Here is a 24589-nt window from a genome sequence, read left to right as displayed (position 1 = left end):
CTCGCGTATCGCCGCGCTAATTCGCTCATCAGGAGCGGGGCGATGGGAAACATTGAGATGGGCTTCGATCTCCATATGGATCTTGTTCAACTGTTGTCGCCGAGCGGCGAGATCAGCAAGGCGGCCAGCAACTCGGCGAGGGACATCGAACGACTGGTCCAATTCTATCGCGCGATGACGCGAACCAGAATCTTCGACAACAAGGCGATCAGTCTTCAACGCACCGGTCAGCTGGGCACGTTCGCGTCGGCGCTCGGCCAGGAAGCGATCGGCGTCGGCGCGGCCGCGGCGATGGAAGAACGCGACGTGCTCGTGCCGTCCTATCGAGATCATGCGGCGCAATTCTATCGCGGCATGGCGATGTCCGAATGTCTGCTCTATTGGGGCGGCGACGAGCGCGGCAGCGACTTCAAAAATGCGCGCGGCGACTTTCCAAACTGCGTCCCCGTCGCCACGCAGGCCCCGCAGGCGGTCGGCGCGGCATACGCGTTGATGGCGCGGAAGGAGGATCGCGTCGTCGTCACGTTCATCGGCGACGGCGGCACCTCCAATGGCGCCTTTTACGAAGCGTTGAACATGGCGGGAGTCTGGAAGACGCCTGTTGTTTTTATCATCTGCAATAACGGCTGGGCGATATCGACGCCGCGCGAACTTGAGAGCGCGGCGGAGACTCTCGCGCAAAAGGCCGTCGCCGCCGGCATGGAGGGGCGCCAGGTCGACGGCAATGACGTCATTGCGGTCCATGAAGTGGTGCGCCGGGCGATCGACAAGGCGCGATCGGGCGGCGGACCGACGCTAATCGAAGCGCTCACCTATCGCCTTGGAGACCATACCACGGCCGACGACGCATCGCGCTATCGCGATCCCGAAATCGTGCGCGCGCAGTGGACGCGCGAACCGATCGCTCGGCTGCGCGCTTACCTTGTGAGCGAAGGCGCCTGGTCGAAAGAGCAAGAGGCGGAGCTGCACAAGGCGTGTGCGGAAGAGGTCGATCGCGAGGTTGCAGCCTATTTGCACGCCTCGCCGCTGAACTCCGACGCCATGTTCGAACATCTCTACGCAAAGCTCCCGGATACCCTGCAGTGGCAGCGCGAGGAAGCGCGCCGATTTGCCCAGCGCAGCGCAAATGGCGACGGAAACGGTCATGTCTGAAATCACTCTTGTCGAAGCGGTCAATCTCGCGCTCGCGCGCGCAATGGGCGAAGACAAGGACGTCCTCCTGCTTGGCGAGGACATCGGCGTCAATGGCGGCGTGTTTCGCGCCACGAACGGCCTGCAGGCGCGCTTCGGGCGCGAGCGCGTCATCGACACGCCCTTGGCGGAAGGCGGCATCGCCGGCGTTGCGGTCGGCATGGCGGCGATGGGGCTGAAGCCGGTCGCCGAAATCCAGTTTTCCGGTTTCATCTATCCGGCCATCGACCAGATCATCAATCACGCGTCTCGCATGCGCAATCGCACGCGCGGGCGGCTGACCTGTCCAATGGTGCTGCGCTCGCCTTGCGGCGCCGGCATTCATGCGCCCGAGCATCATTCCGAAAGTCCGGAGGCGATGTTCGCGCACATGCCGGGCCTTCGCGTCGTCGCGCCCTCATCCCCCGCCCGAGCCTACGGGCTGCTTCTGGCGTCTGTGCGCGATCCCGATCCGGTGATCTTCCTCGAGCCCACGCGCCTCTATCGTCTCTTCCGCCAAGAGGTCGAGGACGACGGCGTGGAGTTGCCGCTCGACGCCTGCTTCATCCTGCGCGAAGGCGCCGACGCGACGGTCGTCACCTGGGGCGCGATGGTGCCCGAAACGCTCGCCGCCGCCGAAAAGCTCGAAGAAGAGGGCGTGATGATCGAAGTGATCGACGTCGCCACTCTGAAGCCTCTCGATGTGGAAACGATTCTGCGTTCCGTCGAGAAGACCGGACGCTGCGTCATCGTTCACGAGGCGCCGCGCACGGCGGGCTTCGGCGCCGAGGTCGCCGCGGAAATCGCTGAGCGTGCGCTTTACTCTCTGCTCGCCCCGATCAAGCGGGTCACCGGCTATGACGTGGTCGTGCCGCTCGCGAAGCTGGAGAAGCAATATATTCCAAGCGTGGACCGCATCGTCGACGGCGTTCGGCAAGTGATGGAGGCGTCATGAACATCTTTCGTCTTCCCGATCTCGGAGAGGGGTTGCAGGAGGCCGAACTCGTCGAATGGCGCGTCGCCGCCGGCGAGGACGTTAAAGTCGATCAGCCGCTCGTGGCGGTTGAAACCGCCAAGGCCGTCGTCGAAATCCCATCGCCGCAGGGAGGCCGCATCGAGCGGCTGTTCGCCTCCGCCGGAGACGTGATCCGCATCGGCGCGCCGCTGGTGGGTTTCGAGGGCGCGGGAGAAGACACAGGGTCAGTGGTCGGCGCCGTTCAGCAGGGGTCCGGGGTCGTCCGCGACCAGCCGATCTCAGTCGGCCATGTCGGCGGCGCGGTGCGGGCGACGCCTGCCGTAAGAGCGCTGGCGCGCAAGCTGAACGTCGATCTCGCCATGGTGACGCCCTCCGGCGCGGACGGGTTGATCACCACGCAGGACATCGAGCGCGTCGCGCGCATCCTCAGCGAGACGGAAGCCGCCGAGCCGCTGCGCGGCGTGCGCCGCGCCATGGCCCACAATATGGCGCAGGCGCAGGCGGAAGTGGCCGCTGCCACGATCGTCGACGACGCGGACATCCACGCGTGGGCGGCCGGGACAGATACAACCATCCGTCTGATCCGCGCGCTTGCTCAGGCCTGCAAGGCGGAGCCTGCGCTCAACGCCTGGTTCGAGCCTCATGCCTTCGCGCGTCGCGTGATGAAGAAGATCGATCTTGGCGTCGCCGTGGATCTGTCGGAAGAGGGCCTGTTCGTGCCTGTTCTGCGGGATGTCGGCAATCGCGACCCGCAGGACTTGCGCAAGGGTCTCGACCGCCTGCGGCAGGACGCGGCGGCGCGGCGAATCCCGCCCGAGGAGCTGCGCGGCGCGACCATTACGCTTTCGAATTTCGGCATGATCGCCGGGCGCTACGCCGCCCCCATCGTGCTGCCGCCTACGGTCGCGATCCTCGGCGCCGGCCGGATCAGAGACGAGGTGGTTGCTGTCGATGGCGCGCCAGCGGTGCATCGGATTTTGCCGCTGAGCCTGACTTTCGATCACCGCGTCGTCACCGGCGGCGAAGCAGGCCGTTTCCTTGGCGCCGTGATCGCCGATTTGACGCTCGCGTCCTAATCTATTCCGCGTCCGGCTGCGCCTCTGGACGCGCCTCGATAAAAGCCGGGTGCGTGGCGCAAGCCGCCTCCACCGCGACGATGCGCGGGCAATCGTCGAGTGATATGTCGAAGCGTCGCGCGTTGTAGACCTGCGGAACGAGGCAAATATCAGCGAGCGAAGGCGCTGCGCCAAAGGCGAAGGGGTCAGGCGCGATGAGCGCCTCGACCGCTGTCAGTCCCTGCGCAATCCATTGCCTGCGCCAAGCGGCGATCTGATCGTCCCTTGCGCCGAATTCCCCTTGCAGCGCCTCTATCACCCGCAGATTCGCGAGCGGATGAATCTCGCAGGCGATCGTCAACGCCACAGCCCGCGCCTGCGCCGCCAGGACGGGGTCTCTCGGCAAGAGCGGCGGCTCAGGCTTCAGCGCGTCGAGATAGTCGATGATCGCCAGCGACTGGGTAATGAGTCGACCATCATCAAGTTGAAGCGTCGGCACGATGCCCAGCGGGCTCTTCGCGCGATAGCCGGGATCACGCTGTTCGCCGTGCAAGAGATGGACGCGGCGGCGTTCCACGACGAGCCCTTTGAGCGCGATGGCGATCCGCACGCGATAGGCGGCCGACGATCGATAATAGTCGTAAAGGATCATGGGCCTTTAACCGGATCGGGAACGCAATATCTAAATAGCAGGTCAGCCAAAGCTGTATATAGGCCTGCTCATGGACTCGACGCTTGGCGGCGCGGCAACGCCCGCCGAAAACCCGATGGGAACAGACGGATTCGAATTTGTCGAATTCGCGCATCCCGATCCCGCGCAACTGGCCTCGCTGTTCGAGAAGATGGGCTTCGTCGCCGTCGCGCGTCATCGCTCTAAGGACGTGACGCTGTATCGGCAGGGAGAAGTGAATTATGTGCTGAACGCTGAGCCTCACAGCTTCGCCGCCGAATTCCAGAAGGCGCACGGCCCTTCGGTTTGCTGCATCGGCTTCCGCGTCGTCGACGCCGCAAAAGCGATGCGCCGCGCCGTTTCTCTGGGCGCAAAGCCTGTCGCCTTCGGCGTTGGCCCGATGGAGCTGAACATTCCCGCCATCGAGGGGGTCGGAGGTTCGCTCATCTATCTTGTCGACCGTTATGGCGATCAGGGTTCGATCTGGGATATCGACTTCCGGTGGATCGGAGAGCGCGACCCTAATCCTCCTGGCGTAGGGCTGACCAATATCGACCATCTGACCCACAATGTTCGGCGCGGCCGCATGGACGCGCTCGCGGCGTGGTATGAGCGCATCTTCAATTTTCGTGAGATTCGATACTTCGACATCGAAGGCAAGATGACGGGCTTGCGCTCTCGCGCCATGACCAGCCCCTGCGGCAAAATTCGCATCCCGATCAATGAAAGCGCCGACGAAAAAAGCCAGATCGAGGAATTCTTGGACGCATACAGGGGTGAAGGGATTCAACACATCGCCTGCGCGTGCCGGGATATTTACGAGACCGTCGTCGCGATGCGCAACAATAGGCTCGATTTCATGCCGGCGCCGCCGGACGCCTATTATGACGCGCTGGAGCATCGGCTTCCTGGCCACGGAGAGCCGACGCAGCGTCTTAAGGAGCTCGGCATTCTGGTCGACGGCCTCACGACGGGCGCCCGACGTCTGCTGCTGCAGATTTTTTCCAAGACGGTCATTGGACCCATCTTCTTCGAATTCATTCAGCGCAAGGGTGATGAAGGCTTCGGCGAAGGAAATTTCCGGGCGCTATTTGAATCGATCGAAGAGGATCAGATCCGACGCGGCGTTTTGAATCGGGCGGCAGGTTAGGCATGTCGCCCACGCGCTATTTGCATGGCTTCGGCAATGAGTTCGAGAGCGAAGCTCTGCCCGGCGCGTTGCCGATGGGGCAGAACTCGCCGCAGCGGTGCCCTTACGGGCTTTACGCCGAACAATTGTCTGGCTCCGCATTCACCGCGCCGAACCCTCTCAACAAACGCTCCTGGCTTTACAGGATACGACCTTCCGTTCTTCACGTCCGCAATCCGAAGCATATCGAGCGGAGCCACTGGGAAACCGCGCCCTGCCGCGATGTTGACGCGCCGCTCGGGCAGCTGCGCTGGGGCGCGAGCGACGTCCCAGAAGACGCAGGCTCCTTCATCGAAGGAATGCGCACCATCGTGACGGCGGGCGATTGCAGCCTGAGAGTCGGCATGGCGGCGCATCTCTATCTCGCCGGCCAGTCGATGTCCGACGACTACTTCTACAACGCCGACGGCGAGTTGCTGATCGTCCCACAGTTCGGCGACCTACGCATCTTCACCGAGTTCGGCCTCATCGAGTGCTCTCCTGGTGAGATATGCGTCGTCCCGCGCGGCGTGAAATTTCGGGTTGAGCTCTCGGCCGGCCCGTCTCGCGGCTATGTCTGTGAAAACTACGGCGCGCCGTTTACATTGCCCTATCGCGGCGTGATCGGCGCGAATGGACTCGCCAATCCGCGCGACTTCTTTTCGCCGACCGCCGCGTTCGAAGACAAGGAAACGCCCTGCCGCCTCCGCGTCAAATGGGGCGGCCGCTTCTATCGCTGTGACCTCGATCATTCGCCGCTTGACGTCGTCGCCTGGCATGGGAATTACGCGCCCTATAAATATGATCTGCGAAAATTCTGTCCGGTCGGCGCCGTGCTGTTCGATCATCCCGATCCGTCGATATTTACGGTGCTGACCTCTCCTTCAGACGAAAGCGGCGTGGGCAACGTCGATTTCGCGATTTTCCCGCCGCGTTGGCAAGTCGCCGAACATACGTTCCGGCCTCCCTGGTATCATTTGAACATTATGAGCGAGTTCATGGGCTTGATTTACGGACGCTACGACGCGAAGCCGTCCGGCTTCGAGCCCGGCGGCATGTCGCTGCACAATGCGATGCTGCCGCATGGACCGGACGCCGAGGCTTTTGAGCAGGCCTCTCAGGCCGATCTTGGCCCGGTGAAGATCGACGACGCTCTCGCCTTTATGTTCGAGTCCCGACTGCCGCTCTATCCGACCTCTTTCGCCATGTCGCTTGACACCCTTCATCAAGATTACGCGGAGTGCTGGTCGGATTTGCGCCGCAACTTTACCGGCAATGGACCGTGAAGCTCGCATCCCTGAAGAGCCGACGGGACGGCGCTCTCATCCTCGTCTCGCGCGATCTCACGCGGGCTGTTGCGGCAGGCTTCATCGCGCCCACCCTGCAATCGGCGATCGAAGATTGGGACGCCGTCGCGCCGGAGCTGCGGGCGCTGGCGGCGCGGCTCGAATGCGGACTTCGAGAGAGCTTTCCCTTTCGCGAGCAGGATTGCGCCTCGCCGCTGCCGCGCGCCTATCAGTGGGCGGACGGTTCGGCATATGTCAATCATGTCGCGCTCGTTCGCAAGTCGCGCGGCGCCGAGATGCCGGAGAGTTTTTGGAGCGATCCGCTGATGTATCAGGGCGGCTCCGACGTCTTCCTTGGCCCGCGTGACGCCATTCCCTTGCTCGACGAAAAACACGATCTCGATCTCGAAGCCGAAGTTGCGGTTGTCACCGACGATGTTCCGATGGGCGTGACGCCAGAGGAGGCGCGCGATCACATCAGGCTCGTCATGCTGGTCAATGACGTGACCTTGCGCGGGCTGGTCCCTCCGGAGCTTTCAAAAGGCTTTGGTTTTTTTCAGTCAAAGCCAGCGTCCGCTTTTTCTCCAGTCGCCGTGACGCCTGACGAGCTTGGCGACGCTTGGGACGGCGAGCGGCTGTCGCTGCGGCTGCTGTCCTTCGTCAATGGCGCGCCGCTCGGCCGGCCGGACGCCGGAAAGGATATGACCTTCGACTTTCCGCGTCTCATCGCGCATGCGGCGCGCACGCGCGCGCTTAGCGCCGGAACGATCATCGGCTCCGGCACCATCTCCAACCGGGACGCCGACGGCGGGCCAGGTAGGCCGATTGCGCAGGGCGGAGACGGCTACTCCTGCATCGCCGAGCAGCGCGTGGTCGAGAAGCTCATTGAGGGCGCGCCGCGCACGCCATTTCTGACGACGGGCGATGTAGTGCGCATCGAGATGCGCGCCGCCGATGGGCGCTCGATCTTCGGCGCCATCGAGCAACAGGTGGCCGCTTCAGGGCCTCAGGGTTAACAGGACGATCGGTGAAGGGCTTCCTCATCCTGAGGAGCGTGCGCGGCACGCGTCTCGAAGGGCGAGGAAGCCCGTTTTCGCGAATTTTTTCCTTCACCCTCGTGCTTCGAGACGGCTCCTGCGGAGCCTCCTCAGCATGAGGGTGAGGAAAACAATTCTTCAACCCGATTACGCTTAGGATTAAGCGCTGCGCTTGGCGCGAAAATAATGGAGATCGCCGCGCGAGATGATGCGGTCTCCCGGAGCCAACTCATGCGCGGCGAAGTCGGAAACGTCGCGCAGGCGATCATAGATCGGATCAAAATCCTGATAACCGTCGGCGAGAAGCTTCTCGAAGCTTTCGATGACGAAATATGTCTGCTGGAAGTCGCTGATGATGTAATTCGTTCGCATGACGCGTTCGAGGTTGAAGGCGACGCGGTTTGGCGACGAGTCTTCCAGCGAAAAGATCGTCTCCGAAGGCGAGGACATGATTCCAGCGCCAAAAATGCGCAGCCCTTTCGGCGTCTCGATCAAACCGAATTCGATCGTGTACCAGTAAAGCCGCGCGAGATTGTGGAGCTGCCCGCGCGCGAGCGCCCGTCGGCCACCCTTGCCATAGGCTTCGAGAAAGCGCGCATACGTCGGATTGGCGAGGAGCGGCACATGCCCGAAGACGTCATGGAAAACGTCGGGCTCCTGCAGATATTCAAGCTCCGACTCCGGGCGAATGAATGCGCCGGCGGGAAAGCGCCGATTGGCGAGATGATCGAAGAAGGCGTCGTCAGGAATCAGCCCGGCCACCGGGACGACGCTCCAGCCGGTCATGGCCCCCAATCGGCGGCTAAGATCCGCGAAATCCGGGATGCCGGAGCGCGACAGTTCGAGCTGTTGCTTCGCCTCCAGGAATTCGTCGCAGGCTCGGCCGGGCAAGAGCTTCGCCTGGCGGGCGAACAGCCTGTTCCAGCGATCGTGTTCCTCGTCGCTGTAGGAGGCCCAGTTCTGATCTATCGTCCAGTCCGCCTGTCGCGGCGCCTGCGCGTATCGATTCTTGCTTTCGCTCGCGAGCTGCAGTCCCATCGCGGGTGTCCGTCGTGGAAGCCGTCTCTCTCCAACATATAGGCGCGCAGTCTCGTCTTGCGAGATGACAACGGCCGGACGCGCCTTAGATGAGCGAACATGGAAGAGCTTTCGCATTTTATCGGCGGACGCCGAGTCAAGGGAAGGTCGGGCCGTTTCACCGACGCCTATGAGCCGATGACGGGCGCGGCGATCTCGCGCGTGCCGCTCGCCAGCCGCGACGAGGTGCGGGAGGCGATCGCCGACGCCGCCGCGGCGCAGCGAGAATGGGCGGCGGTCAATCCGCAGCGCAGAGCCCGCGTGCTGATGAAATTCGTCGATCTCGTCGGGCGCGAGAAGGAGAGGCTTGCGGCGATTCTCGCGCGCGAGCACGGCAAGACGCTCGCCGATGCGCAGGGCGAGATCCAGCGCGGCGTCGAGGTCGCTGAATTTTGCATCGGCGTTCCGCATCTAATGAAGGGCGAATTTACCGATTCCGCGGCGGCCAGCCTCGACGTCTATTCGATGCGCCAGCCGCTCGGCGTCGTCGCCGGCATTACGCCATTCAATTTTCCGGTGATGATTCCGATGTGGAAATTCGCCCCGGCGATCGCCTGCGGCAATTCCTTCATTCTGAAGCCTTCCGAACGCGATCCCGGCGCGCCCTTGTTTCTGGCCGAACTGATGCTCGAAGCCGGCCTGCCGCCGGGCGTTCTCAATGTCGTCAACGGCGACAAGGAAACGGTCGACGCGCTGCTCGAAGACCCTGACGTCAAGGCCATCGGCTTCGTCGGTTCGACGCCGGTCGCCGAATATGTCTATGCGCACGGCGCCGCCCACGGAAAACGCGTGCAGTGTTTCGGCGGCGCGAAAAACCACATGGTGATCATGCCTGACGCCGACATGGATCAGGCGGTCGACGCCCTCATCGGCGCCGCCTATGGCTCCGGAGGCGAGCGGTGCATGGCGATCTCGGTGGCCGTGCCGGTCGGGGAAGAAACCGCCGACGCTCTGGTCGCCCGGCTCGAGCCGCGGGTTGAAAATCTGCGCGTCGGGCCTTCGACAGATCCTTCAGCGGATTTCGGCCCGCTGATCACGCGCGCGCATCTGGAGCGGGTCAAGGATTACGTCGCGATTGGCGTCGGGGAGGGCGCGAAACTCCGCGTCGACGGACGCGGCTTCAAAATGCAAGGCTATGAGAACGGCTTCTATATGGGCGGATGTCTGTTCGACGAGGTGCGCCCGGAGATGCGGATCTACAAGGAGGAAATCTTCGGCCCGGTGCTCTGCGTGGTGCGCGCGCGCAGCTTCGATGAGGCGCTGTTGCTGGCCAATGATCACGAATATGGCAATGGCGTCGCGATCTATACAAGCGACGGCGATGCGGCGCGCGAATTCGCCTCCCGCGTCGAAGTGGGCATGGTCGGCGTCAATGTGCCGATCCCAACGCCGCTGGCCTATTACACGTTTGGCGGCTGGAAGCGCTCGATGTTCGGCGATCTCAATCAGCACGGGCCGGACGCGATCCGCTTCTATACAAAGACGAAGACGGTAGCATCGCGCTGGCCGGGCGGCGTCCGGACCGGCGCGAGTTTCGTCATGCCGACCTTGTCCTAGCCATGACGCGCGCGGCTTTCATCGGTCTGGGCAACATGGGCCGTCCGATGGCGACGGCGCTGGCCCGCGCCGGGGTCGAGACGCGAGGCTTCGATCTCAACGTATCGCTCGTCGAAACTGCCGCTCGGGAGGGGGTCGTCGCGACGAATTCCCTGCGCGATGCGATCGAGGGCGCTGACGTTGCGATCACCATGCTGCAAAGCGGCGATCAGACGCTTGCCGTCTGGCGCGAAATCGCGCCGCTAGCGCGCGGCAAGCTTCTCATCGACTGCTCCACGATTGACGTCGAAAGCGCGCGCGCCGCGCATCGGCTGGCGCAGGAGAGCGGCGCGCTCTCGGTCGATGCGCCGGTGTCGGGCGGCGTCGCCGGCGCGAAAGCGGCGAGTCTGACCTTCATGTGCGGCGGCGAGCAGGAGGCGTTCGCGGCGGCGAAGCCGATCCTCGAACATATGGGCGCGCATGTGCTTCATTGCGGCGGCGCCGGTATGGGGCAGGCGGCGAAAATCTGCAACAATCTCATGCTCGGCGTCACGATGATCGCGACGGCCGAGGCTTTCGTGCTCGCGGAAAGGCTCGGCCTCTCGCACAGGGCGCTGTTCGACGCTGCGTCGATTTCCTCGGGCCAGTCCTGGTCGCTCACGACCTATTGTCCCGTGCCGGAGATGACCCCTGCGTCGCCGGCGAACAATGACTACAAACCCGGCTTCATGACCGCCCTGATGCTGAAAGATTTGCGACTCGCGCAGGAAGCCGCCGCGCAGGTTGGCGCGGCCTCTCAGCTCGGGGCCGCCGCGACGCAGCTCTATGCGCTCCATCAGTCTGCTGGCCAGGGCGGCGCCGATTTTTCGAGCATCATCAGACTGATTCGCGGCGAATAAAGCGATTTCGAACAATCTTGATGTTGAAACAAACACGACATAGCGTGCGCCGGCAGGCGCTTGCAACGATCAGCCGCACATTCTCTCCACGTCTTTATAGGAGGCGACACGTGTCGAATCATTTTACCGGCCTCAGTCTCGGTCCGCCGCTTGGCGATCAAAGGTTGGATCTCTGCGATCTCTACGCCTTCCAGTCTCCAAGCGATCCGACTCGGTCGGCGATCATCCTCAACGCCAATCCCGCTTGCGATGAATTTCATCCCGACGCCATCTACCGGCTGAATATCGATAATGACGGCGATTGCCTGACGGATATTGCGATCAGCTATGTGTTCTCGCCCAAAGAAAACGGCAGGCAGACCTTCGACGTTTACCTGGCGCGGGGCGCAGAGTCGCATTCTCCCGAACCTGTGGGCGAGAAGATCGTCTCCGGCGCGGAAGTCTCCTTCGGGCCCAAGCCGAACATCGTGCGGGCAGGCGATTTCACCTTCTTCACAGGCGTTCGTAGCGACGCGTTCTTTTTCGACTACGACGGCATTCTGGCCTTGTACGACACGTCCGGCGGCAGAAATTTCACTGCGCCGCATCTTGGCGGCAAGTCTCCCTGGACTGGAAAGGATTCAAACACCGAGGCCAATGTGCTTTCGACGGTCGTCGAAATGCCGACGAGCGCTCTTGGGGGCAATCCCGGGGTCAGAATCTGGGGACGGTGCAGCGTGCGCGAGGACGGCAAGCTGATTCATGCCGATCGCGCCGGCCATCCGTCGGTCAGCAGCTTTTTCAATACCGACGAAACGAAGGAAGAATATAACGCCAGCGAACCCGTCAACGACCGCGCGCGCTGGCTCGAGCTGTTCATCCATCTGATGGGCCATACCGGCGACTACACGAGGGACGACGCGATTACGGCGATCGACGAGCACGGCATTCTACCCGATATGCTGAGCTTCGATCCCACCAAGCCTGCGGGCTATCCCAATGGCCGCACCTTCGCCGACGATGTCATCAATTTCCGGTTGTCCTTTCTCTCGAAGGGCGACATCCCGCCGGATGGGCTGGAGCCGCATACCGACACTCTGAAAGAGTTCCCCTATCTCGGAACGCCGCACGCGAAGTAGATCGCAGGCGCAAAAAAACGGGCGCGCCGGCGGCGCGCCCGTTTTTGTCCGTTGCGTCGTCAAAGATTACCGGTGCGCGCGAGTTTTCTTCGGCTTGGCGGCCGGCGCGGGCGGCGGCGGCGGCGGGGTCACCGGCATATATTGCAGGCTGACATTGCCGATGCCGGCGGAAACATTGAGGCCGGTGCCAAGGGAGACGGAAACGGGCTGCAGCGAGATGGTCTTGTTCGAGCCGCCGACAAGGACCGCGCCGCCGGCGCCGGCGCCGACGGCGACCGACCCTTCCGCGCCCACATAGTCTCCGGCCAGCGCGCCGGGCGCCACGCTGTTGGTGGCCGCGAGAACCGTCCAAATCATCTGGCCCGGACCGCTGATGCCGATATTGGCGCCGACGTTGGTCAGTCTGCCGATGTAATGCTGGGGCGGGCTGCCTTTAGCGTCCGTGTATACGCAGTCGAGCGCCTGATTCTCCATAATGATCATGCCGACGCCGCCGGAAACATGGCAGAGAAGGGTGCCGACTTGCACCGACTGAGCCATGGCGGCGCTGGACGACAGTGCGATGAAAGATATCGCGCACATCGCGCGGCCGAGCGAGAAATGAGACATTATCGACTCCAATTGATGGGTGCGGAACTAAGCCGCGCGGCGGGACTTTAATGGCGAAAAACGCAAAAAGTAACCCCGCAAGGAAGTCCTTGGGCAGTCACAGGAACATTTGCGAACAGCGGATCGCGTCCGAGCCTAACGGAGCGCGGCTTCGCGCCGGAGCGATCCGGCGCCGAAATCTCGCGCTGAAATTATGTTCCTTGCGCGTCCGATGGCGGGGAGCGCGCGCAACGGCCCTGCTTGCTTTCAATTGTCCTGGGCCTACGTTTTTACCGAGAGGCGGCCGCTGCCAGCGGTAGCCCTACACGGAACGGCTCGCGACCTCGGATGTAAAGGCGGGAGCCGTTTCTTTGAAGCGTCTCCCGCTTAGCGAACAGTTCCCGCAGGCGCAATGTTCAGCCGCGGGTCGTCTTTCGGATCGTAATAGTCGATCTGCCAAGGACCGGTTGCGTTGATCTGGAGCACTGAGTCCTCATCGACGAAAACGTAATGCAGCACGCCGGCGGGCATTGAAATGAAGCTTCCCGCCGGGAGCTTTTCGACCGTGGCGCGGTCGGCCGCCTGCCCTCGACCGAAACTGAATGCGCCGGAGATGATCGTGACAAGCTCGGCCTTGGGATGCGCGTGTGGCGGGACGCGGTAGCCTTTGGGCGCCTTGATCCTGACGACGAAGTCGCCTTCTCGGCTGGGATCTCCGTACAGCACCGCCATTTCGGCGCCGCCCGGCAGCGAACTCGGCGCCGCCTCCCATTGCATGCTCTGCGGAAGAAATGCGCGATGCGCTTCGACTGCGCCGCCCTGAGCCGCTCCGCCGCAGGCGAGCGCGCCAGCGACAACGAATGCTATTCTTGCTTTCATGAGTCCCTCCCACCGCCGCGATCTGTCTTCTCGCACGACGCTAGGCTGCGTCGGCCCGCGGCCCCTTCAGGGCGAGAGATATAGGGCGAGAGCGCGTTGTCGCCAGGGACAGGCTATCCCCACCAGAAGATCGTCGCGACGATGACGTAAAGACCGACCAGCGCGGCCCCGTCGACGATGTCCGCCCGGCCGTCGACGGTGACCACTGTGACCACCAACACCGAAAGAAACAGCGCCGCCGCAAGAATCGGCGGAATGGCGAGCGTGAACGGCGCCGCGCCGCCCATCGCAAAGCTGACGAGCACCAGAATCGGAATCAGCGCGACGGCGACCTGAAGCGCCGAGTTCAAAATGACGCTGACCGCGAGGTCGGCCTTGCCCTGAGCCGCGAGCCGAACGCCCACGACATTTTCGACGGCGTTGCCGGCGATGGCGACGATGACGAGCCCGGAAAAGGCCTCGCTGATGCCCAAGATTTCAATCGCTGGACCGAGCGCGTCGACGAACCAGTCCGAGACGAAGGCGGCGGCGCCGCCACAGGCGGCGAGAACGGCGATCGCGGCGCCGAGCGACCATGCATGCACGCGCGCATGCGCTTCAGCCGGCAACGCACGCTGCCCCTGACTGAGCATCGCCTGGGTGAGCACAACGAAAACGAAAAGAAGCACGATCGCGCAGACGACGGCGAGCTCCTGCTCATGGGCGCCGCTCGGCAGGTGCAACTCCTGCGCGAGCGTCGGCAGCACCAACGCCGACACCGCCAGCAGAAGCAGCGTCGCGATCATCCGCGGCGTCTGACTTTCGAAGTGAAGAACGCCGCGCCTCCAGCCTCCGGCGATAAAAGCGAGGCCCAGGACAAGAAGCGCGTTCGACAGAATGGAGCCGATCAGCGAAGCCTGCACGACGGTCAGCAGCCCGGCCCTGAGCGCGAAGATGCAGACGAACAATTCGGGAAGATTGCCGACCGCCGACTGAACAATGCCCGTCGCCGCCGGCGAGAGGTGATTGCCAAGCTGATCGGTGGCTTCGCCAATCACATGCGCGACGCTCGCCAGGGCCAAAGCCGCGGCGATGAAATTGACGATTGGTCCGGCTTCGGCGAAATGCAGCGCCGCGGCGACTCCCACAAGTCCGGCGGCTGGAGCCATCGTCGCGAGGACTTTCCCGTAGCCGGCTGCGATCATTTGCTTTCCTCTATTTGGCGACGCGCGCCACAGTCGGTCCACGCTTGGCGCGGGCGCCAAACGTGAACGGCGATCCAGATCAATCTAAGAGATGCGCAGAGCGGTCAATCCGTCTTTCTCGGCCCTCGACCAAGACGCTTCTCCAAATCGACGATGCGTCTTGTGGTCTGCAAAACCGTGTCGGGATTGAGGCTGATCGAATCGATTCCCAAGCGCACGAGAAACTCGGCGATCTCTGGATAATCCGAGGGCGCCTGGCCGCAAATGCCGCTGTGCCGCCCGTTGCGCTTGGCCCCTTCGACCGCCAAACGAATGATCTCTTTCACGCCCTCGTCGCGTTCGTCGAAGTCGAAGGCGACGATTTCGGAGTCGCGGTCGACGCCGAGCGTCAGTTGCGTCAGATCGTTCGAGCCGATCGAAAAACCGTCGAAATGTTTGGAGAATTGATCGATAAGCATGACGTTGTTTGGAATTTCGCACATCACGTAGATCTCGAGCCCGTTCTTGCCGCGTTCGAGACCGAGTTCGCTCATCAGCGAGATGACCTTCTCCGCTTCTTCGATCCGGCGGCAGAAGGGAATCATCAGCTTGATGTTCGTCAGACCCATCTCGTCGCGCACGCGGATCATTGCGGCGCATTCGAGCGCGAAACCCTCCCGGTAAGCAGGGTGGGCATAGCGCGATGCGCCGCGAAAGCCAATCATCGGATTGGCTTCATGCATTTCGAAAACCTCGCCGCCGAGCAATGAGGCATATTCATTGCTCTTGAAGTCGGACATGCGCACGACGACAGGCTTTGGATAAAACGCCGCCGCGATCGTGCCGACGCCTTCGGACAGGCGCTTCACGAAGAATTCGCTGGGACTTGCATAATTTGCGGTCAGCCTCGCAATTTCGGCGCGCTCCCGATCTCCGAGCCGCTCCGGGTGAACGAGCGCCATGGGATGCGCCTTGATCGAGTCCGCAATGATGAACTCCATGCGCGCGAGGCCGACGCCGTCGTTCGGCAGCGCCGCAAGGCCGAAGGCGATATCGGGATTGCCGACGTTCATCATCACATGCGTGGCGGGCGTCGTCAGAGTCGACAGGTCGACGCGCTCCACCTCGAAGGCGATGGGCCCTTCGTAGACCTTTCCGGCGTCGCCCTCGGCGCAACTCACCGAGATCATGTCGCCGGTGCGAATGAGCCGCGTCGCGGCGTCCGTGCCGACGATCGCCGGAATGCCAAGTTCGCGCGCGACGATCGCCGCATGGCACGTGCGACCGCCGCGGTTCGTCACGATGGCCGCGGCCGATTTCATCACCGTTCCCCAATCGGGCGACGTCGTATCGGCGACGAGGATCTCGCCGGGAACGAATGTTGAAAGCTCGCTGGCGTGCTCGATCACGCGCGCCTTGCCGCTGGCGATCTTTGCGCCGACGGCGCGCCCTTCGACTTTCACCGCGCCGTGCTTCGTCACCTTATAGATTTCGGCGATGTTCCGGTCGCGGCGCGACGCGACGGTTTCGGGGCGGGCCTGAACGATGTAGAGCTGGCCGTCGAGACCATCCTTGGCCCATTCGATGTCCATGGGGCGGCGCGCGCCGGCTTTGGCGCTATAATGGTCCTCGATCTCGATCGCCTGGCCGGCGAGCGTCAGCGCCTCTTCGTCGGAGATGCAGAATTTCTCGCATTCCTTGGCGTCGGTGGGGATGTTGCGCGTCGTCGCCCGGCCCCGATCCGAAAAGACCATCCTGATTTTTTTTGCGCCCAGCGCGCGCTTCAAAATAGCGCGCTTGCCCTGCCGATAGGTGGGCTTGAAGACGTAAAATTCGTCGGGGTCGACCGCGCCCTGCACGACGTTTTCGCCAAGGCCGTAGGCGCCGGTGAGGAAGACAACGTCCTCAAATCCGCTTTCGGTGTCGATCGTGAAGATGACGCCGGACGCCGCCAAATCCGAGCGCACCATTTTCATTACGCCGACGGAGTTGAACACTTTGAAGTGATCGAATCCGTTGTCGATGCGATAGCGGATAGCGCGGTCGGTGAACAGGCTCGCAAAGCAGTGACGGATAGCGTCGAGAACGGCGGCGGGGCCGCGCACATTGAGATAGGTGTCATGTTGTCCGGCGAAACTCGCGCTCGGCAAATCTTCCGCCGTCGCCGACGAGCGCACCGCGACCGTCAAATCGGCTCCATATTCGTCGGTGAGGCGGGCTAGGGCGGTGCGGATTTCGGCCTCGACGTCCGGGGGCGTCTGCGCGCCATAAACGATGTCGCGGGCGCGCGCGGCGCGCTTGGCGAGATCATCGACGTCAGACGGGTCCAATCCCTCGAGCGCCTCTTTCAGCGCGGTCCAGACGCCCGCTGCATCGAGCGTGTAGCGATAGGCTTCGGCGGTGACGGCGAAGCCATTGGGCACCTGGATGCCCTTGGCCGTCAGCTCCCGGTACATTTCGCCAAGCGAGGCGTTCTTGCCGCCCACCAGCGGGACGTCGGCGATGTTCACCTCATTGAAAAAACGAATAAATTTCCCGGATGCCGAATGCGCCGGCTTTGTCTCTTTGGAAATGGTGGAGTCGGCCATTCTATTCATGACGAGCTCTTTTGGTAAGGGTGCGTGCGTGAGGTCCCTGGGCTATTGCGCCATAATTATTACAGCTGCGCGGTGATATTGAGCGCTTACACAGAATTTGTGTGAACAAGGCACGTTTTCAGTCGCATCGGCGCTCCTAGTAGCTTAAGCATTGGCCCTTGGAGGCCGATCTGTCCTAGGAAAACGCTTACCCCGCAGGTTATGGTTAAAACTTGACCTAATGGTCGAGATTTGGCCGGATTCTTGTCCATAATAGGAATCTGATTGGACGGCTGGCCCAACCCAGTTCGTGCGATGGCGGGAGGCGTAAATGGATTCGCTGGATCTGGATCAGGTGATGGACGAAATCATCCCGAGAGGGGACAACAGGCCGCTGGCGCCGCCGGCGCAGAACTTTCCTGTCCGTCAGCGGCCGCGCGCCACTGACGACGCCACGGCGGCGCTGGATCTCGTGTCCCAGGCCGCCGCGGCGATCAAGGAGCTCGAAAAGCAGTCCGCTCAGGCGGTGGCGCGCGCGCATAGCGCCGCTAATGCGGTAAGAGAGAAGCTGGAGCGCGCCGAAGACCGGGGCGATCGCGCCGAAGCTGCGCTGCGCAAATCCGAGTCGGAAGCCGCCGAGCTCTCCGCGGCCCTCATCCAGACGCGAAAAGATCTCGAAGGGGTGCAGTCGCAGCTCGCGGCGCGGCAGGCCGAACTTACGGCGATGGAGCAGCGGGCCATCGCCGCGGAGAAGCGCGCCAGTGAGGCCGACGCCTCAGTTCAAAGGATCGTCGATGCGATTCGGACGCAGCTGCCGGTCAAAGTCGCCGAACAGGCGAAGCCTGCGGCCTAGAGTCCAAAACTTGGACGCCCGAGGGTCGTGATCAGCGTAGGCCGATCCGGCCCGGTCTGGAATTTGACTCGTGCGCGCGCAAACCGATGGGCGGCGTCCCGCGCCTTGCGCAGCGCGTCAGCCCGGCATCCCCAGGGGCAGCCCCGCGCGCCACTCTTTACTCATTTGGGCGACTTCATCGCAACGTCTGGCAGGGAGCGATGAAGAAAGCTGCGAGAGTCGACCACAACACGCCGGCGCTCGACAGCAAGATCAGCAGCAACGTCGCACGCATCTGAAATTCCGCTGACAGGGCGGCGTCGCCGTCGCTCTCCACCACAGAGCGGCGCCAGCGGCGCGCCGCCCGCGCGAGGAAAACTAGAAGCGCTAGCGCGACGCCGCCCGCCGCGATCACGCTCGCCCGTATGATTTGCGGCTCGCTTGACCAGCCGAGCACGCACATCAGCGTGTGCCCGCCATAGACAAAAAGAAAATGCAGGCCCCAGACGATGGGACCGGCGAGCAGAAAGGCGATGATCGTCGTCAGAGACCAGCGAGGATGCTCAGCCTTGCCTGCACGCGACATCGTCTACTCCAGCATTCGCGGAAAGCCATAAATGAGCAGAAATCCGAGGAGCCCCTGCGCGGCTGTGTAGTAAGCCAGCAGCGCCGCGCTTTCGAATGATACGCGTCGCTGCGCATCGAGTTTCCCCGTGAAGAGACGCGCCAAGGCGAATCCGGTCATCACCGCGACAGTCGCCACGAGCTGACCTGTCAAGACGATCTCCAGATAGACCATGGCGCCGTAGGAGTTTTCCCCGGGTCGCAGGCCGGATCGCCATTGCGCATAGCCCGCTATCCCGACGCCGGCGATGAGGCACAGCGCGCCGGCGATCATCAGAAGCGCCGCTGCAAGGCCGACCGAACCGGGCTTTGGAAGCGCATGGTCCGCCATCCAGAACGCAAGAATGCTGAGAAGCATCAGCGATGCGCCGCTCGCCGCCCAGCGCAGGTCTGGAAGCGGCGAAGCGCCCGCGATGGGCCAAACCCCCGGGCTGACGGTCCAAAGATAGAGGTAGGAGAAGATGAAGGCGATGTAGAGAGAGCCGGCGACGAGGATCAGCACGATCATCGCCCACCAGGCATGTGACGAAGGTCCGGACATATAGGTGGGCAGACTGATCCCGCCGCCGATCGCGACGCGTCCGCGCGGCGGCGGGTCGAGCTGCCAGCACCAGACGAGCGTGGCGAAGATGGCTGCCGCGCCGCAGACAAGCGCGATCGCAACGGCCTTCACCGTCAGCAGCAGAAAGAAAGCGGCCGTGAAGACCGCGGAGAACAAATGCGCCCAGCCCGGTCCCGGCATTTCCAGGAGATATTCCGGTCTTGCCTCGATGGGCGAGGTGACGATCGTCTCGCGCCGTCCGGTGGCGGCGTTCGGCAGATAATAGGCGCCCGCGGCGACGTCTTCGGCGAGATTGGGCTGATCCCATAGAGGGTAGCGACTCGTGACGATCGGAACGCTGCGCATCGAATAGAGATCGCTCGGCAGCCACTCCAGCGTTCCGGCGTTCCAGGGATTGGTCTGCGTTCGCTGCGTCTCCCAGTCGCGCCGGAAGCGCACGAAAATATCGACGACGAACACCAGAACGCCAAGCGCGAGAATGAATGCGCCGATCGTCGATATCATATTGAGCGTGTCCCAGCCCATGGCGCTTGGATAGGTCCAAACCCGCCGCGGCATGCCGAGAAGACCAGAGATGTGCATGGGGAAAAAGGCGACGTTAAAGCCGATGAACATCAGCCAGAACACGTAGCGCCCAAGACGCTCCGAAAGCCGGTTCCGGCTGATCATCGGATCCCAGTAGTAGAAGGTCGCAAAGAGCGGAAACACCATGCCGCCGACGAGCACGTAATGGAAATGCGCGACGATGAAATAGCTGTCATGCGCCTGGAGATCGAACGGCACGACCGCCACCATCACGCCCGTCAGACCTCCGACCACGAAGATGAAAAGAAATCCGAGGATGAACAGCGACGGCGTAGAGAGTCTGAATCGATCGCGCGCCGCGGCGATCGTCGCGATCCAGGAGAAGACCTGAATGCCGGAAGGCACGGCGACCGCCATGCTCGCCGCCGAAAAGAAGCCGAGGCTTAGGGCCGGTATGCCGGTGCTGAACATGTGATGCACCCAAAGGCCGAAGCTGAAGAAGCCCGTGGCGATCAGCGCGACGACAATGAGCCGATAACCGACGAGCGGCCGTTGCGCCATCGTCGGCACGATCATCGAGACGAGACCGGCCGCCGGCAGGAAGATGATGTAGACCTCCGGGTGCCCGAAGAACCAGAAGAGATGCTGCCACAGCAACGGATCGCCGCTCTGGGCCGCATTGAAGAAGGGCCAGCCGAAGGACCGCTCGATCTCGAGCATCATCGTCGCGAGGATCACGGCGGGGAAGGCGAAGACGATCATCGCCGCAAAGACCAGCATCGACCAGCCAAAGAGCGGCATCTTGTCGAGCGTCATCCCCGGCGGCCGCGTGCGCAGCATCCCGACGATGATTTCAATCGCGCCAGCGATCGCAGATATCTCGATGAAGCCGATGCCGAGCAGCCAGAAATCGGCGTTGTCTCCCGGCGAGAACTTGGTCAGCGTCAGCGGCGGATACATGAACCAGCCGCCGCTCGGCGCGAGTCCATAGAAGATCGTCGAGAAGAACACGAGGCCGCCGATCACATAGGCCCAAACGGCGAAGGCGCTGAGCCTTGGAAAGGGCAGGTCGCGCGCGGCCAGCATCTGCGGCAGCAGGATGACGCTCAGCGCCTCCATCACAGGAACGGCGAAAAGGAACATCATCGTCGTGCCATGCACGGTAAAGATCTGGTTGTAGAGATCCTGTCCGATGAATTGGTTGTCGCCGTGCGAAAGTTGGACGCGCATGATCAGCGCCAGCACGCCCGCCAGCAAAAAGAACAGAAAGGCCGCGCCGATATAAATGACGCCAACGAGACTGTTGTTGATCTCGCTGATTTTTCGCCACCCCGGCGGATAGGCCCAGGCGCGCTCGAGCTCTTCAAGTTCGCCAGGCGGCCGCGGCGTTTCGTTTGGAAGGCTCTTGGGGTTGCTTTGGCGTTCAGGCATCGAGGCGGCGCCCTAGGCGCCGTCCGGACGATCGGAACGCGCCCGCAAGCGATCGTCCTCCAAAGCAAGCAGCCATCGGGATGCGATCCAAACGCCGGAGAGGACATAGCTTGCCGGGCAGGCCGCTAGCATCAGCAGACCGGCAAGGCGCTGATCCGCCAACATTGTCTCTGTGGTCGCTCCCCAACTCGCCGCGCTTGTGTCGAGAACGCGCGGCGCGAACACAAGAAGCACGCCGAGGAGGCAGGCGAGCTTTCCGGTGATCGCGAGCGCCGCGACGCCGCGCCAACGCGCGACTCCCGTATCGCCGAGAATCGCCAGCCAGAACAGCAGAGCGGCCGTCAGCAACGACGCGTGCATCAGGAGATGCGCGGTTGGATGCCGCTCGACATAGGCCGACGCCCCCGGCGCATGCCACGCATAGAGCAGGGCAAGCTGCGCCGCGGTGATGATCGCCAGCGCGCGACCGGTCGTAAGGACCGCAGCCGACGCAAACCTTATCGACAGCACAGCCAAAAAAGGCGCGAGCGCGCTCATGAGTATGATGTGCGTCGCCATGTGAGACGCGCGAGGTCCGAGGCCTGGACCCGCGTAAGCGACAAGCGCGACCGCGCAAGCGACGATGATCGCGACGGCGATTTTCGCTCGCGAATCTGAGAAGGCCTGGACGCTGGGAGCGACGTCAGCCGTCGATGCAATCGCCAATTTCGCTCTGCTCATCGCTTCGTTGGTGCGAGTTGCGGATAGGGAGCATATTGGCCAGCGCTCGGATCAATCCAGAGCTGGTGGCGTATTGAAACGTCTGCCTCGTCGCCTACTGTAGGCTTGGGGCAGCAAGCGGCTTTGACGTGGACAAATTTCAAATACTTCCCCATCTTGCGGCGCTGGCGGGCGCCTATGCGCTCGCTTTGCCGATCGGCTGGGATCGGGAGCGAGAAGAGCGCAGCGCAGGGCTCCGTACCTTTCCGCTCGTCGCTCTTGCCTCCTGCGGATTTGTCCAGGCCGCTGAGCAATACATGGCGAATTCGCCTGACGGCATGGCGAGAATCATCCAAGGCGTCATCACCGGAATTGGTTTCATCGGCGGCGGCGCCATTCTCAAGCAAGGCGCCATGGTTAAAGGAACGGCGACGGCGGCGAGCCTATGGGCCACGGGCGCTATAGGCGCCTCGGTTGGTCTCGGCAGCTACGACGTTGCGGTTGCGATCGCGATATTCACTTTTCTGACGCTCAGGGCGATCACGCCGCTCGAGAATACGCTCGTCGATGAGAGTTCCCGCGGCAAGGAAGATGAGAGTTCGTAGCGGGACCAGCTGCTGAGCGTCGCCTCACCGGAGGAATCCGAGATGGCCACTCGCCGCTCCGCCAGATGACGCGGTCGAGGCGCTGCTGATCCGCCCTCGACCTTGGAGGCGGTCCTCAGGCGACGAGGCAGGCGTTGCTCTGAAGGTGGCCGAGCACGCGATCGACGTGCTCGGCGGCGCAGGCGGCGACATCGGCCGGTTCGACCACTGTCTGACCGGCGCGCTGAAAGGTCACGCGGCCTGCATCCGCCGCGGCGATTGTCGCGGCGATCAAGCCGTCGCGGTCGTTGCTTCCGTCGAGCAGCGGCGTCACCACATGGGCGACGACATCGAGCCGAATCGTTTCGTGGCGCAGATTCGCGGAGTGCAACACGCCGGCGGCCGCGTCGGCCCGCAGCATCGGGCAGGCGACAGGCTTCGCTGAAAGCGAGCGCGCCATGCGGAAAGGCTCCGTCGAGGCGGTTGCGAGGCCGACAAGAACCATGCGCAGCAGCGCGTCGGCGATCCTGGAGCGCATCGCTTCGTCGACAGAAGCGCCGCGCACCTCCATCACTGTGACGAGTTCTTCGATCGAGCTCGAATCTGGCAGCCGCGCGATCAACGCCTCGATGGCCCTGCGAACGTCTACGTCCCGAGTCGAGAACCACGCGCCGGACCCCTCGGCAAAGATCGCCGCGCCGTCTTCTTCGCGCGCAAAGTCGAAATCCGACCGCGCCGTGAAATGCAGCCCCTCAATCGCATCCGGCATGATCCTGCGGACGCATTTGCCTTCCCGCTCTTTATGAATGAGCAGGGTCTGACGGAAGGTCCGGCCGGTGAAAATGTCCATGTGCTGTTCCAGCGACACCTGATTGTCGCCCGCCAGCGCGCGCAGCAGGGGCGCCGCGGCCGGATTCATGTTCTCTGGCATCATTGCCGAAAGCGCCGCCTCGCCGAGATAGGCGAGTCCGCGGCCCCCCGCGCTCGCCATGAACTCCGAGAAACTGCACGGTTCGTTGCAGTCTTCGAGAAACTCGTGTCCGATGTATGAGTCGTCGGCGTTTCTCAGACTATTCGCCTCGGCGCGGAAGATCCGTCCCCAGGTCGTCTCCGCCGGCGTGTTCTGCTCCAAGAAGGACAGCATTTCGCGGGCGCGGGCGACGCGCTCGCGCAGCGAGCCCTGCGATCCTACGTGCAGCCCCAGCGCATCCCGCAAGGTCTGTCGCAGCCGCCATCCGGGCTGAACATTGTAGCTGATGAAGGCGACGCCGTTTGGCGCGAGATTTTCCCGCGCGATCCGCAAAATGGCGTCGCGCACCTGCTCGGGCACCCAGCTGTAGACGCCGTGACATATAATATAGTCGAAGCCGCCGTCCTTGGATCGGAGGTCGGTCAGGCTTTGCCGACGCAGATTGAGGTTGGAGAGTCCGTGGACGGCGGCTCGCGCCTGGCCCTCCTCGATCTGCCGCTCAGAGAGGTCGACGCCTAAAAAATAAGCGTCGGGGTGACGGGCCGCGAGCGGAATGAGATTGCCCCCAGCCGCGCATCCGAGTTCGAGCACGCGGGCGCGGGAGAGGTCCGGCGCCGCGAGCTTGAAGATGCGTGCGACCGCGCCGAGCCGTGCTGGATGAGTCTGAGGAAAGGGATGCGAGACATAAGGAAGATCGTCATAGGAAGCGGCGTTGCGCGCAATGGCGGCCTGCACGGCCGTTCCGAAGTGAGTCGTCATAAGCAAGTTTCCGGAGCCCAAAGGAGATTCATTCTCCACTTGGCCCGGCGAATTTGCAATGTCGCGAGATTCGCGTCGCGATCGTCGGTCGAGAATCGGTTGTTAACCGTCTTCAAACGCAGGAGTCGCTCGTTAACGATATTCGAAGGAGGCAAGCCGCCCGTCAGGAGCCGACCTACGTAGTTCTACGAGGCCACATTCATGGTGCGGCGGGTTCAGCCGTTCACTTCAATGATTTGCGATTAGCTTGCGAGTTCGTTGAGCTTTTCTGCGCGCCTCCCGCACTGTCTCCTATTTATCACAGCTGCCCGAAATGTGGTCAAAGCAAGCGCCAAACAGGGCGTTCCTCGTTGACTGTGCATGCCCGTCTCAATTTTATTCGTCGAGACCACTTCTCCCGCGGCT

Annotated in this window: 21 protein-coding genes; 11 read left to right on the top strand and 10 right to left on the bottom strand. The window is 62.8% G+C overall.

The genetic code is table 11. The annotated features are described in order from the left end of the window. Positions 1 to 42: 42 nt before the first annotated feature. From pdhA to A3OO_RS0117695, 3 genes are read left to right on the top strand one after another with little or no spacing between them, the layout of a single operon-like run. Positions 43 to 1152, top strand: coding sequence for a pyruvate dehydrogenase (acetyl-transferring) E1 component subunit alpha (gene pdhA / locus A3OO_RS0117705; protein WP_018409191.1), 1110 nt, complete (start codon positions 43 to 45; stop codon positions 1150 to 1152). Beyond that, positions 1145 to 2125 (top strand): alpha-ketoacid dehydrogenase subunit beta, encoded by a 981-nt coding sequence (locus tag A3OO_RS0117700; protein ID WP_026223112.1) that lies wholly within the window; start codon positions 1145 to 1147, stop codon positions 2123 to 2125. Before pdhA ends, A3OO_RS0117700 begins: the two co-directional genes overlap by 8 nt. Beyond that, the gene (locus tag A3OO_RS0117695; RefSeq protein WP_018409189.1) at positions 2122 to 3222 is read left to right on the top strand and encodes a dihydrolipoamide acetyltransferase family protein; all 1101 of its coding nucleotides are present in this window, start codon (positions 2122 to 2124) and stop codon (positions 3220 to 3222) included. Before A3OO_RS0117700 ends, A3OO_RS0117695 begins: the two co-directional genes overlap by 4 nt. Position 3223: 1 nt before the next feature. Here A3OO_RS0117695 and maiA read toward each other — a convergent pair whose 3' ends face one another. Beyond that, positions 3224 to 3853 carry a maleylacetoacetate isomerase gene (maiA, locus tag A3OO_RS0117690; RefSeq protein WP_018409188.1) on the bottom strand — a complete coding sequence of 210 codons (630 nt, stop codon included), beginning with the start codon at positions 3851 to 3853 and terminating at the stop codon, positions 3224 to 3226. A gap of 70 nt (positions 3854 to 3923) precedes the next feature. Here maiA and hppD point away from each other — a divergent pair, with 70 nt between their 5' ends. The 3 genes from hppD to A3OO_RS0117675 are packed head-to-tail and all read left to right on the top strand — an operon-like array spanning position 3924 to position 7341. Further along, positions 3924 to 5021: a 4-hydroxyphenylpyruvate dioxygenase gene (gene hppD, locus A3OO_RS0117685; RefSeq protein ID WP_018409187.1), complete on the top strand. Its 1098-nt coding sequence runs from the start codon at positions 3924 to 3926 to the stop codon at positions 5019 to 5021. 2 nt (positions 5022 to 5023) lie between these two features. Next, positions 5024 to 6325, top strand: coding sequence for a homogentisate 1,2-dioxygenase (gene hmgA / locus A3OO_RS0117680; protein ID WP_018409186.1), 1302 nt, complete (start codon positions 5024 to 5026; stop codon positions 6323 to 6325). Next, positions 6322 to 7341, top strand: a complete 1020-nt coding sequence (locus A3OO_RS0117675) for a fumarylacetoacetate hydrolase family protein (protein ID WP_018409185.1) — start codon at positions 6322 to 6324, stop codon at positions 7339 to 7341. The genes hmgA and A3OO_RS0117675 overlap by 4 nt, the downstream gene beginning before the upstream one ends. 180 nt (positions 7342 to 7521) lie before the next feature. Here the strand turns inward: A3OO_RS0117675 and phhA are convergent, their stop codons facing one another. Further along, positions 7522 to 8400: a phenylalanine 4-monooxygenase gene (gene phhA / locus A3OO_RS0117670; RefSeq protein WP_018409184.1), complete on the bottom strand. Its 879-nt coding sequence runs from the start codon at positions 8398 to 8400 to the stop codon at positions 7522 to 7524. A gap of 99 nt (positions 8401 to 8499) precedes the next feature. On the opposite strand from phhA, the gene A3OO_RS0117665 reads away from it, so the two are divergent. The 3 genes from A3OO_RS0117665 (at position 8500) to A3OO_RS0117655 (ending at position 11992) form a co-directional block, all read left to right on the top strand. Continuing rightward, positions 8500 to 9996 carry a CoA-acylating methylmalonate-semialdehyde dehydrogenase gene (locus A3OO_RS0117665; protein WP_018409183.1) on the top strand — a complete coding sequence of 499 codons (1497 nt, stop codon included), beginning with the start codon at positions 8500 to 8502 and terminating at the stop codon, positions 9994 to 9996. Between the two features lie 2 nt (positions 9997 to 9998). Further along, positions 9999 to 10874 carry a 3-hydroxyisobutyrate dehydrogenase gene (gene mmsB / locus A3OO_RS0117660; protein WP_018409182.1) on the top strand — a complete coding sequence of 292 codons (876 nt, stop codon included), beginning with the start codon at positions 9999 to 10001 and terminating at the stop codon, positions 10872 to 10874. Between the two features lie 110 nt (positions 10875 to 10984). Then, the gene (locus A3OO_RS0117655; RefSeq protein WP_018409181.1) at positions 10985 to 11992 is read left to right on the top strand and encodes a DUF4331 family protein; all 1008 of its coding nucleotides are present in this window, start codon (positions 10985 to 10987) and stop codon (positions 11990 to 11992) included. A gap of 66 nt (positions 11993 to 12058) precedes the next feature. Here the strand turns inward: A3OO_RS0117655 and A3OO_RS21855 are convergent, their stop codons facing one another. From A3OO_RS21855 to ppsA, 4 genes are all read right to left on the bottom strand, one after another. Then, complete coding sequence (locus tag A3OO_RS21855; RefSeq protein ID WP_018409180.1) at positions 12059 to 12601, bottom strand: DUF992 domain-containing protein; 543 nt, start codon at positions 12599 to 12601, stop codon at positions 12059 to 12061. Between the two features lie 366 nt (positions 12602 to 12967). Beyond that, a complete protein-coding gene (locus tag A3OO_RS0117645) occupies positions 12968 to 13459 on the bottom strand; it encodes a cupin domain-containing protein (RefSeq protein ID WP_018409179.1) in 492 nt (163 codons plus the stop codon). Positions 13460 to 13572: 113 nt separating this feature from the next. After that, entirely contained in the window at positions 13573 to 14643 is a 1071-nt protein-coding gene (locus A3OO_RS0117640) for a calcium:cation antiporter (protein ID WP_018409178.1), read from the bottom strand. A 104-nt stretch (positions 14644 to 14747) separates the two neighbouring features. Beyond that, the gene (gene ppsA / locus A3OO_RS0117635; protein WP_018409177.1) at positions 14748 to 17210 is read right to left on the bottom strand and encodes a phosphoenolpyruvate synthase; all 2463 of its coding nucleotides are present in this window, start codon (positions 17208 to 17210) and stop codon (positions 14748 to 14750) included. A 319-nt stretch (positions 17211 to 17529) separates the two neighbouring features. Between ppsA and A3OO_RS0117630 the strand changes: the two genes are divergently transcribed. Further along, a complete protein-coding gene (locus A3OO_RS0117630; RefSeq protein ID WP_018409176.1) occupies positions 17530 to 18051 on the top strand; it encodes a hypothetical protein in 522 nt (173 codons plus the stop codon). Positions 18052 to 18226: 175 nt separating this feature from the next. Here the strand turns inward: A3OO_RS0117630 and A3OO_RS0117625 are convergent, their stop codons facing one another. Genes A3OO_RS0117625 through A3OO_RS0117615 form a run of 3 tightly spaced genes read right to left on the bottom strand, consistent with a single transcriptional unit; the run spans position 18227 to position 21730 of the window. Then, the gene (locus A3OO_RS0117625; RefSeq protein WP_018409175.1) at positions 18227 to 18616 is read right to left on the bottom strand and encodes a hypothetical protein; all 390 of its coding nucleotides are present in this window, start codon (positions 18614 to 18616) and stop codon (positions 18227 to 18229) included. A gap of 3 nt (positions 18617 to 18619) precedes the next feature. Further along, positions 18620 to 21172, bottom strand: a complete 2553-nt coding sequence (ctaD, locus tag A3OO_RS0117620; protein WP_018409174.1) for a cytochrome c oxidase subunit I — start codon at positions 21170 to 21172, stop codon at positions 18620 to 18622. 12 nt (positions 21173 to 21184) lie between these two features. Further along, a complete protein-coding gene (locus tag A3OO_RS0117615) occupies positions 21185 to 21730 on the bottom strand; it encodes a cytochrome c oxidase assembly protein (protein ID WP_026223110.1) in 546 nt (181 codons plus the stop codon). 290 nt (positions 21731 to 22020) lie between these two features. On the opposite strand from A3OO_RS0117615, the gene A3OO_RS0117610 reads away from it, so the two are divergent. Further along, positions 22021 to 22476: an MgtC/SapB family protein gene (locus A3OO_RS0117610; protein ID WP_018409172.1), complete on the top strand. Its 456-nt coding sequence runs from the start codon at positions 22021 to 22023 to the stop codon at positions 22474 to 22476. Positions 22477 to 22591: 115 nt separating this feature from the next. Here the strand turns inward: A3OO_RS0117610 and A3OO_RS0117605 are convergent, their stop codons facing one another. Further along, positions 22592 to 24184 (bottom strand): methyltransferase regulatory domain-containing protein, encoded by a 1593-nt coding sequence (locus A3OO_RS0117605; RefSeq protein ID WP_018409171.1) that lies wholly within the window; start codon positions 24182 to 24184, stop codon positions 22592 to 22594. Between the last annotated feature and the right edge of the window lie 405 nt (positions 24185 to 24589).

This window comes from Methylocystis rosea SV97 (assembly GCF_000372845.1).
Lineage (GTDB): Bacteria > Pseudomonadota > Alphaproteobacteria > Rhizobiales > Beijerinckiaceae > Methylocystis > Methylocystis rosea.
Note: the sequence above shows the minus strand (reverse complement) of the source record. Positions and strands in the feature narration are given on the sequence as shown.